Origin of the sequence: Streptomyces sp. CBMA156, assembly GCF_014596515.1 — a bacterium.
In the GTDB taxonomy this organism is placed as follows: Bacteria; Actinomycetota; Actinomycetes; order Streptomycetales; family Streptomycetaceae; genus Kitasatospora.
The window spans coordinates 1-9,326 of sequence record NZ_MSJQ01000012.1; the positions used below are offsets into that span (position 1 = coordinate 1).

Sequence of the window (9,326 nt, forward strand, 5' to 3'; positions counted from 1 at the left end):
CGCCGTGGTCACCGCGGCCGACCTGCCGCCGGGCCCCGACGGCACCCCCGACGGCGCCCCGGCCGGGCCGATCGTCGCCGACCGGCCGGTGCTGGCCGCGGGCGTGGTGCGCCACCACGGCGAGCCGGTCGCCGCGGTGGCCGCCGACCACCCGGACACCGCCCGGCTGGCGGTCGGTCTGATCGCGGTCGACTACGAGCCGCTGGAGGCCGTCACCGACCCCGAGCAGGCCTTCACCGCGCCGCCGCTGCACCCGGACGGCAACCTGTTCCGCCACCTGCCGCTGCGCACCGGGGACCCGGACGCGGCCGGCGAGGTCGTCGTCGAGGGCCTGTACCAGGTCGGCCGGCAGGACCCGGCCCCGCTCGGTGCCGAGGCCGGGCTGGCCGTGCCGCGCCCGGACGGCGGGGTGGAGCTGCACCTGTCCTCCACCGACCCGCACGGCGACCGCGACCGCACCGCCGCCTGCCTGGGCCTGGAGCCGGACCGGGTCCGGCTGGTGGTCACCGGCGTGCCCGGCGCCACCACCGACCGCGAGGACCTCTCCTTCCAGGTCACCCTGGCGCTGCTGGCGCTGCGCACCGGCCGCCCGGTGAAGATGACGCTCACCCGCGAGGAGTCCTTCCACACCCACGCCTCGCGCCACCCCGCGCTGCTGCGCTACCGCCACCACGCCGACGCCGAGGGCACGCTGGTGAAGGTCGAGGCGCAGATCCTGCTGGACGGCGGTGCCTACGCGGACGTCTCCGCCGAGGCGCTGGCCGCCGCGACGGCCTTCTCGGCCGGTCCGTACGTCTGCCCGAACGTCTTCGTGGACGCCTGGGCGGTGCGCACCAACAACCCGCCGGCCGGGCGGATGCGCGGCGAGGGCGCCCTCCAGGTCTGCTTCGCGTACGAGTCGCAGCTGGACCAGCTGGCCGCCAGGATCGGCGTGGACCCGGTGGAGATCCGCCGACGCAACGCGATGTCCACCGGCGACCCGCTGCCCACCGGACAGGCCGTCACCTGCCCGGCGCCGGTGCGCGCCCTGCTGGACGCGGTCGCGGACGAGCCGCTGCCCGCCCTGCCGGTGGACGACCCGGACGCCGAGTGGCTGCTGCCCGGCGGTCCCGGCGGCGCGGGCGACCCGGCGGCGGTGCGACGCGGCATCGGCTACGCCGTCGGCATGGTGCACATGCTGGGCGCCGAGGGCGAGGACGAGGTCTCCACCGCGACCGTGCGGGTCAGCGGCGACCACGCCACGGTGATCTGCGCGGCGGTCGACGCCGGGCAGGGCTTCGCGACGCTGGCCCGGCAGATCGTGCAGACCGTGCTGGGCGTCAGCGAGGTCTACATCGCGCCGGCCGACAGCGACCAGTCGATCGCCGGGCCCTCCGCCCGCGGCCGGCACACCTGGGTCTCCGGCGGCGCCGTCGAGCGGGCCGCGCTGATGGTCCGCCACCAGCTGCTCCAGCCGATCGCGGCGAACTTCGGGATGTCGGCGGAGCTGCTCCAGATCGCCGACGGCAAGATCACCTCGTACGACGGGGTGCTCGGCATGCCGGTCGCCGAGGCGCTGGAGGGCAAGGAGCTGTGGGCCACCGCGCAGTGCCGCCCGCACCCCACCGAGCCGCTGGACGAGGCCGGGCACGGTGACGCCTTCGTCTCCATCTCGTTCTGCGCGATGCGCGCGGTGGTGGACGTGGACATCGAGCTGGGCGCCGTTCGGGTGGTCGAGATGACGGTCGCCCAGGACGTCGGCCGGGCGCTGAACCCGCGCCAGATCGAGGACCGGATCGAGGCGGGTGTGGCCCAGGGCGTGGGCCTGGCGCTGCTGGAGGACCTGCGCACGGAGGGCGGGGTGCTCCAGAACCCCTCGCTCACCGGCTACCGGCTGCCCACCGCGCTGGACACCCCCGAGGTGCGGATCGCCACGCTGCTGGAGGAGCGCGACGTGGTGGCCCCGTTCGGCGCCAAGGCGGTCGGCGCCGTCCCCGCGGTGGTCGCCCCGGCGGCCGTCGCCGCGGCCGTGCGTGCCGCCACCGGCCTGCCGGTGGGCCGGCTGCCGATCCGGGCGGAGGACGCCGTCACGGCCTGACCGGGCACCCGGGAAAACGACGGAAAGGGAATTGCCGGCCGACTCGGAGAAGTCGGCCGGCAATTCCCTTTTCCGGCGAGGCCATGGCGGGAATCGAACCCGCGTGTACCGCTTTGCAGACGGTTCCCTAAGCCACTCGGGCACACGGCCAGTGAATTCATAGTGGCCGATCCGGGGGAGAGGGGTCAATGTCCTTGTGTAAATTCTGTATGGCGACATGTGCTACGGTCGGAGACAGGTGGCGGCATTTCCGCCACCCCGGACGAGCGCGTCGTACCCGGTGACGACAAGACGGCGCAGTTCAGCGGCATTCCGGCCGCTGTGGACTGCGGAGGTACGACCGTCATGGCCTGGCTCGTTCTGATCGTCTCGGGTCTTCTGGAGACCGTGTGGGCGGTCGCCCTGGAATCGTCCAAGGGCTTCACCCGCCTCGTTCCCAGCCTCGTCTTCGGCGTCGCGCTGCTGTTCAGCATGGGCGGTCTGGCGTACGCGATGCGCACCATTCCGATCGGCACCGGTTACGCCGTCTGGGTCGGCATCGGCGCGGTCGGGACCGCGGTCTACGGCATGGCGGCCCTGGGGGACCAGGCGACCACGGCCAGGATCGCCTGCCTGCTGCTGATCGTCTCCGGCGTGGTGGGCCTCAAGGTGCTGCACTGAGACCCGGGGCGTCGCACCCGGGCTGAGGGTGCCGCACCCGCCCTGAGGGCGCCGCGCCGGCCGGCCTCCGTACCCGCGTCCCGGGTCCGGGGGCCTGGGTCCAAGGACCGAGTCGATCACCGACCGGGGTCAGGGGTCATCGGGGCGGACGGCTCTTACCATGTCCCGTATGACCACTGCTTCCCCCACCTCGGTCGACCCCGTACCGATACCCCCCGACGACGACCCCGGCGGCGGGGTGCTCGGCGCCCGCTACCGGGCGCTGACGCTGGGGATCGTCTCGGTGGTCCTGGTGATCGCCTTCGAGGCGACCGCCGTCAACACCGCGATGCCCACCGCGGCCCGCGAGCTGGACGGCCTCGGGCTGTACGCCTTCGCCTTCTCCGGGTACTTCACCACCACGCTGTTCGCCCTGGTCGTCTCCGGCCAGTGGTGCGACCGGAGCGGGCCGTTGCGGCCGCTGTTCACCGGCATCGCGGTGTTCGGCGTGGGTCTGGTGGTGGCCGGTACGGCGCCCGGCATGTGGGTGTTCGTGGCCGGGCGGGCGATCCAGGGCCTGGGCGGCGGGCTGGTGATCGTCGCGCTGTACGTGGTGGTCGGCCGGGCCTACCCGGACCGGCTGCGGCCGGCGGTGTTCGCGGCCTTCTCCTCGGCCTGGGTGCTGCCCTCGATCCTGGGCCCGCTGGTCTCCGGAGCCGTCACCCAGCACCTGGGCTGGCGCTGGGTCTTCCTGGCCGTGCCGGCGCTGATCCTGCTGCCGCTGGCGGTGATGGGCCCGGCGCTGGCCCGCTCCGAGCGGGAGCACCCGGTGGTCAGGGGCGCGGCCTTCGACCGCCGCCGCACCCTGCTGGCCGCGATGGCGGCGGCCGGCGCGGGCCTGTTGCAGTACGCCGGCCAGCGGCGCGACCTGGTCGGGCTGCTCCCCGGGATCGCCGGGGCGGCGCTGCTGGTGCCGGCCGTCCTGGGGCTGCTGCCGCGGGGGACCCTGCGGGCCGGACGGGGTCTGCCGACGGTGATCCTGCTGCGCGGGCTGGCGGCCGGGGCGTTCCTCGGGGCCGAGGCCTTCGTCCCGCTGATGATGACCACCCAGCGGGACCTCTCGCCGACGCTGTCCGGGCTGACCCTGACCAGCGGCGGGCTCACCTGGGCGCTGGGCTCCTGGCTCCAGGGGCGGCCGGGGGCGGAGCGCTACCGCGAGGCGATGATCCGGGGCGGCTTCGTGCTGACCGCGGTGGCGATCGCGGGCGCCGCGCTGGTGCTGGTCCCCGCGGTGCCGGCCTGGGCCGCGGCGGTGGCCTGGGGCGTCGGCGGCATCGGGATGGGGATGGCGATCGCGACCGTCAGCGTGCTGATGATGAAGCTCTCCGCGCCGGAGGACGCCGGGGCCAACTCGGCCGCCCTCCAGATGAGCGACGCGCTGGGCAACGTGCTGCTGACGGGCCTGGCCGGGGTGATGTTCGCGGCGCTGGGCGGCGGCACGCTCGCCGCCGCCCACGAGGGCGGCGAGGCGGCCGGCTCGCCCGGCGCCTTCGCGGTGATCCTGCTGTCGATGGCCGCGGTGGCGCTGATCGGCGCGCTGCTCTCCGGCCGGGTGCGGACGAAGGCCTGACGGTCAGCCGACGGCGCCGGCGGCGGGGGCCGGCGGTGCCGCCGGGCTGCCGAGGAAGGCCTCCCAGCCGCCGCCCGGGGACTGCCCGGGGGCGAGCGTCTGGAGCTTGCGCAGCACCGCGGGGTCCTGGGCGTCCAGCCAGTCGACCAGCTGGCGGAAGGAGACCAGCCGGACCTCCGGCTTGCCCGCGATGGCCTTCAGGGCGTCCTCGACGGCGTTCATGTAGATGCCGCCGTTCCACTCCTCGAAGTGGTTGCCGATGACGTACGGCGCCCGGTTGCCGTTGTAGGCGCGGTCGAAGCCCATCAGGTAGGCGTCGCGGGCCTGGGTCTGGAAGCCGGGGTGGAGCGCCGGGTCGGCCTTGGTGTTGGGGCCGCACTGGTTGTACATGATGTTGTAGTCCATCGAGAGCACCTGGAAGGTGTGCCCGGGGAACGGGATGGACTGCAGCGGGAGGTCCCACAGCGCGCCGCCCTGGATCTTCTGCGGCCACATCTGGGTGCCGTTGCCGCTGCTGTCGTAGCGCCAGCCGCGCTTGACCGCGGTGGGCAGCAGGTTGCGCTGGCCCTCCAGGCAGGGGGTGCGGCTGCCGATCAGCTCCTTGCGGTAGTCGAAGGGCAGCGCCGGCAGGTCGGTGAAGCCGGTGTTGGTGCGCCAGTTCGTCACGAAGTCCATCGCCTGCTGGATCTCGCTGTCCCACTCCTCGGGGGACCACTTGCCGACGCCGGTGGAGCCGCAGAAGTGGCCGTTGAAGTGGGTCCCGATCTCGTGGCCCTCCAGCCAGGCCGCGTGCACGTTCTCCAGGGTGTCCCGGATGTGCTGGTCGCTCAGGTAGCCGATGTCGGAGGCGCCGGCCTTGTGCTGGGGCGGGCGGTAGAGGTCCTTCCTGGACTCGGGCAGCAGGTAGAGGCCGCTGAGGAAGAAGGTCATCTTCGCGTCGTGCTCCTGCGCCAGCCGGCGGAAGCGGGCGAACAGGCCGTTGTCGAGCTCGCCGGCGCCGTCCCAGGAGAAGACCACGAACTGCGGCGGGCGCTGGCCGGGCCGCAGCTGGTCGGGGACGGGCTGGTGCGGCTGGGCGCCGGTGTCCGAGGTGGAGCCGTCGCCGATCAGGACGGCCTGCGGCCTGGGGGCCGGGGCCGGAGTGGGGGAGTCGCCCCGCTCGTCGGCCGCGCCGGTGGCGGGGACGGTGGCGGCCCCGGTGGTGCCGGTCGCCCGCTCCCCGTCGGCGGCGTGGTTGCTGCCGCAGCCCGCCGCCAGGGTGGCGGCGGTGGCGGCACCGGCCGCCAGCAGGGTCCGGCGGGAGAGGGCTTCCATGGTCACTCCGTTCGTGGGGCGGGCGCGGCGTGCGGGAGTACGGAGTCCGGCTCGGGGCGGGTGGGGTGAGGGCCCCGCGACCGGGTCAGCATGGCACGGGGGCGGGGCCGGTCGAAGAGGCGCAGCGCGCGGTCGCGGGCGATCCCCCGAACGACGCAACCGAACCGGCCCGTCGGACCGTCGGTAGGTCGTGTCGGGTGTGGTCCCGCGGCGATCGTACGTGGGGGGTGGTCGTCGCGCTCCGCGACCGGCCGCGCACATGGCGCAGGAAAGACGCCGTCGACCCTGCCGATCGGCGGGTGCCGGTACGACCGTCGTATGGACGTGCCTTACAGTCCGTTCCGGTTGAATTGTTCCCAGGAAACTCCCAGAAAGCGGAGTCTCGTCGGCAGAGGGGAGCGCCCGTGGGCGTCCAGCAGAGCAGGAGCCCCTGGCCGGGCACCCTGGCGGCGGGAGCCGCGCTGGTGTTCGGTGCCTGGCTGCTGCACGACGGCGGTCCGTCGGTGCTGCCGCCCGCGCCCGGGGCCGGCCAGGCCCAGGCCGGGATCGCGCCGGTCTCGGTCGTCCCGCCGCTGGGCCCGTCCGCGCCGACCAGGATCCGCATCCCCGCGGTCCGGCTGGACGCCCCGGTCACCGCGCTCGGACTGGACGCCGCGGGCCACCTCCAGACCCCGCCCGAGGCGGACCGGAACCTGGCGGGCTGGTACCGCGGCGGCGCCAGCCCCGGCCAGCGCGGCACCGCGATCCTGGCGGGACACGTCGACAACAAGGCCGGACCGGCCGTCTTCTACCATCTGGGCGCGCTCCACCGGGGGGACCGGATCGAGATCGCCCGGGCGGACGGCGCCACCGCCGTCTACCAGCTCTACGCCATCGAAGTGCACGACCGAAAGGACTTCCCGGACGACCGGGTCTACCGTCAGGCCGGCGACGCACAGCTGCGGGTGATCACCTGTGGCGGCGCGTACAGCGAGGAACACGGCTACGACGGCAACGTCGTCGCCTACGGGTTCCTGGCCGACACGACCCGGCCGGGCGAAGCCGCATGACCACGCTGACCCTTGCCTCCCGCTGGAACCCGATCGACTGGCCGCTCACCGAGGGCCCGATTCCGCACGCCGTGCTGGCGGCCGGCTGGGCGGCGCTGTTCGCGCTGACCGTCGGCCGCGGGCGGAGCTGGTGGCGGTTCCGACTGCCCGCCGCGCTGCTCACCGCGGCCGTGCTCAGCCTGCTCCTGGACGTCGTGATCGACGGCTGGTGGCACCCCTTCCCGGAGGGCACGCCCCGGTACGTCACCTGGTGGACGGCCGTCGCCCTCACCGCGCTCTGCCTGGCCGGCTACCGGGTCCGCCGGCTCACCTGGAAGCGGCGGGGGCTCGCACTGGGCCTGAGCGGCCTGGTGGTGCTGATGGCCTCCTCCCAGGTCAACATCGGCTTCGGCCAGTTCCCGAGCGGGCGCGTCATGCTGGCGCCGTGGCTGACCAGGACCGACGGGCTGGTCGCCACCAAGGTCGGCCAGACCCTGGCCACCCCGCCGGGCAAGGTGCTGGAGGAGGTCTGGCAGCCCCCGGCGGGCCTGCCGGAGAAGGGCACCGTCTCGGTGGTGCCGATCCCCGGCACCAAGTCGGGGTTCAAGGCCAGGGACGCGTACGTCTACCTCCCGCCCGCCTACCAGGCCACCCCGCGGCCGCTGCTCCCGGTGGTCGTGATGATCACCGGTCAGCCCGGCGTCCCGGGGGACTGGGTGCTCTCCGCGCAGATCAACGAGGCGCTGGACGCCTACGCCGCGGACCACGGCGGCCTCGCGCCGATCGTGGTGATGCCCGATCAGCTCGGTTCCACCTGGGCCAACACGCTCTGCCTCGACTCGAAGATCGCCAAGACCCAGACCTACCTGGCGGTGGACGTCCCCACCTGGGTCCACCAGAACCTCCAGGCCGCGACCGGACGGAACGCCTGGGCGATCGGGGGCGCCTCGATGGGCGGCACCTGCGCGCTCCAGCTCGGTGTCAACGCGTCCGACGTGTACGGCACCGTCCTCGACATGTCGGGTCAGGACGAGCCGACCCTGGGCAGTCGGGAACAGACCGTCAAGGCCGCGTTCGGTGGTGACGAGAAGAAGTTCGACGCGGTCGATCCGCTCCAGGTGATGGCCCGCAGGAAGTTCCCGGACACCAACGTCGCGTTGGTCGTCGGCGAGACCGACGAGGAGTTCAGACCGCAGATGGAGAAGGTCTACGAGGCCGTGCAGGCGGCCGGCATGAAGTCCAAGTTCGAGCTGATGCCGGGCGGCCACGGCTGGGTCGTCTTCCGCCCCGGCATCGCCCAGCAGCTCCCGTGGCTCGCCCAGCAGACCGGGCTGACCCGGTGACCGGGGCGGGGACCGCGCTGGTCGCCGCCGCCGTCGGCGAGCACGGGGCCGGGCCGGACGCGGGGCGTGCGACCGGCCGCGGCACCGACCGGGCCCCGGTCACCCGGACGCCCGAGCCGCGCCCGCAGCGGGTCCGGCGGGCGGCCAGGGCGCTCGGTGCCCGGCTGCGCTCGGCGCCGCTGACGCTGGCCCTGCTGGCCGGGCTCTGGCTGCTCGGCGCGGCCACCGGCAGCCTGGCCCACGGCCCGTCCGACCGGCTGCTGGAACGGGCCGGGGTCGGAACGTCCACGCTGGCCGACGGCCACTGGTGGACGCCGGTCACCTCGGTGTTCTGGTGCTCGGGCAGCGGCTCGTACGTGTTCACCAGCCTGCTGCTGCTCCTGGTCGGCCCGGCCGCCGAGCACCGGCTCGGGCGGCCGCGCACCCTCGCGGTGCTGGTCGGCGGGCAGGTCGTCGGCACCCTGCTGGGCACCGCGCTGGTCGCGTTCGGCTCCTCGGCGGGGGAGCCGTGGACGGTCTCGGTGGCCGACCAGATCTCGGTCGGCCCCGCCGTCGGCCTGTTCGCGCTGGCCGGGGTGCTCGGTTACCGGCTCACCGTGCTCTGGCGCCGCCGGCTGCACCTGCTGGTGCTGCTCGTCCCGCTGGTGATGACGCTGTACGTGGGCCACCTGCAGAGCGTCCAGCGGTGCGCCGCGGCGCTGGCCGGGCTCGGCCTGGGCGCGCTGGTCAGCCGGGGCCGTCCGCACCTGCGCAGTCACCGCTCCTCGCACTCCGAGACCCGGGTGCTGGTCGCGCTCTGCCTGGTCGCCGCGGCCTTCGGGCCGCTGATCGCCTCGCTGTACGACAACGCCAGCGGGCCGTTCAACACCTTCTCGGAGCTGTACCTCTCGCACCGGCTCAGCCCGGAGGAGGTCGCCGACTTCTGCGCGGTGTCGGCGCACGACTGCGCCCGGGCGCACGCCGTGGTCCGGATCTTCGACACCCCGGGCCGGATGATGGCCGCGCTGTTCCCCGCGCTGCTGCTGGTGCTCGCCGAGGGCCTGCGCCGGGGGCTGCGGTTCGCCTGGCTGGTCACCGTGGCCACCGAGCTGCTCTGGGCGGCGCTGCTGTGCTGGCTGTACCTGGACGCCGGGCCGGTCGGCCGGGACGTGGTGCAGTACTTCGTCGAGGCGCTGCTGCTGCCGCTGCTGACCACCGTCCTGCTGCTGGCCACCCGCAAGCGGTTCCCGCTGCGGCTGGCCGGGCGCTCGGTGCGCCGGCTGGCGCTGGTGCTCGGCGGCGCGGCGCTCGCCTCC

The 9,326-nt window shown here is 74.3% G+C and carries 7 protein-coding genes, 1 tRNA gene and 1 riboswitch; of the genes, 6 read left to right on the top strand and 2 right to left on the bottom strand.

The annotated features are described in order from the left end of the window. The coding region (locus tag BU198_RS00735) for a xanthine dehydrogenase family protein molybdopterin-binding subunit (RefSeq protein ID WP_188294831.1) at nucleotides 1–2,077 on the top strand (2,077 nt) is incomplete at its 5' end. 78 nt (nucleotides 2,078–2,155) lie between these two features. Here the strand turns inward: BU198_RS00735 and BU198_RS00740 are convergent. Continuing rightward, a tRNA-Cys gene (locus tag BU198_RS00740) sits at nucleotides 2,156–2,227 on the bottom strand. Nucleotides 2,228–2,312: 85 nt separating this feature from the next. Beyond that, a riboswitch (guanidine-III (ykkC-III) riboswitch) is annotated at nucleotides 2,313–2,378 on the top strand. Between the two features lie 44 nt (nucleotides 2,379–2,422). Between BU198_RS00740 and BU198_RS00745 the strand changes: the two genes are divergently transcribed. Next, complete coding sequence (locus tag BU198_RS00745; RefSeq protein ID WP_188294832.1) at nucleotides 2,423–2,737, top strand: DMT family transporter; 315 nt, start codon at nucleotides 2,423–2,425, stop codon at nucleotides 2,735–2,737. A gap of 169 nt (nucleotides 2,738–2,906) precedes the next feature. Next, complete coding sequence (locus tag BU198_RS00750; protein ID WP_188294833.1) at nucleotides 2,907–4,346, top strand: MFS transporter; 1,440 nt, start codon at nucleotides 2,907–2,909, stop codon at nucleotides 4,344–4,346. Between the two features lie 3 nt (nucleotides 4,347–4,349). Here the strand turns inward: BU198_RS00750 and BU198_RS00755 are convergent, their stop codons facing one another. After that, entirely contained in the window at nucleotides 4,350–5,660 is a 1,311-nt protein-coding gene (locus BU198_RS00755; protein ID WP_188294834.1) for a hypothetical protein, read from the bottom strand. Nucleotides 5,661–6,064: 404 nt separating this feature from the next. Between BU198_RS00755 and BU198_RS00760 the strand changes: the two genes are divergently transcribed. The 3 genes from BU198_RS00760 to BU198_RS00770 form a co-directional block, all read left to right on the top strand. Continuing rightward, nucleotides 6,065–6,709: a class F sortase gene (locus BU198_RS00760; RefSeq protein WP_317619896.1), complete on the top strand. Its 645-nt coding sequence runs from the start codon at nucleotides 6,065–6,067 to the stop codon at nucleotides 6,707–6,709. Then, nucleotides 6,706–8,031: an alpha/beta hydrolase gene (locus tag BU198_RS00765; protein ID WP_188294835.1), complete on the top strand. Its 1,326-nt coding sequence runs from the start codon at nucleotides 6,706–6,708 to the stop codon at nucleotides 8,029–8,031. The genes BU198_RS00760 and BU198_RS00765 overlap by 4 nt, the downstream gene beginning before the upstream one ends. Then, the coding region (locus BU198_RS00770; protein WP_188294836.1) for a rhomboid family intramembrane serine protease at nucleotides 8,028–9,326 on the top strand (1,299 nt) is incomplete at its 3' end. The genes BU198_RS00765 and BU198_RS00770, both read left to right, overlap by 4 nt.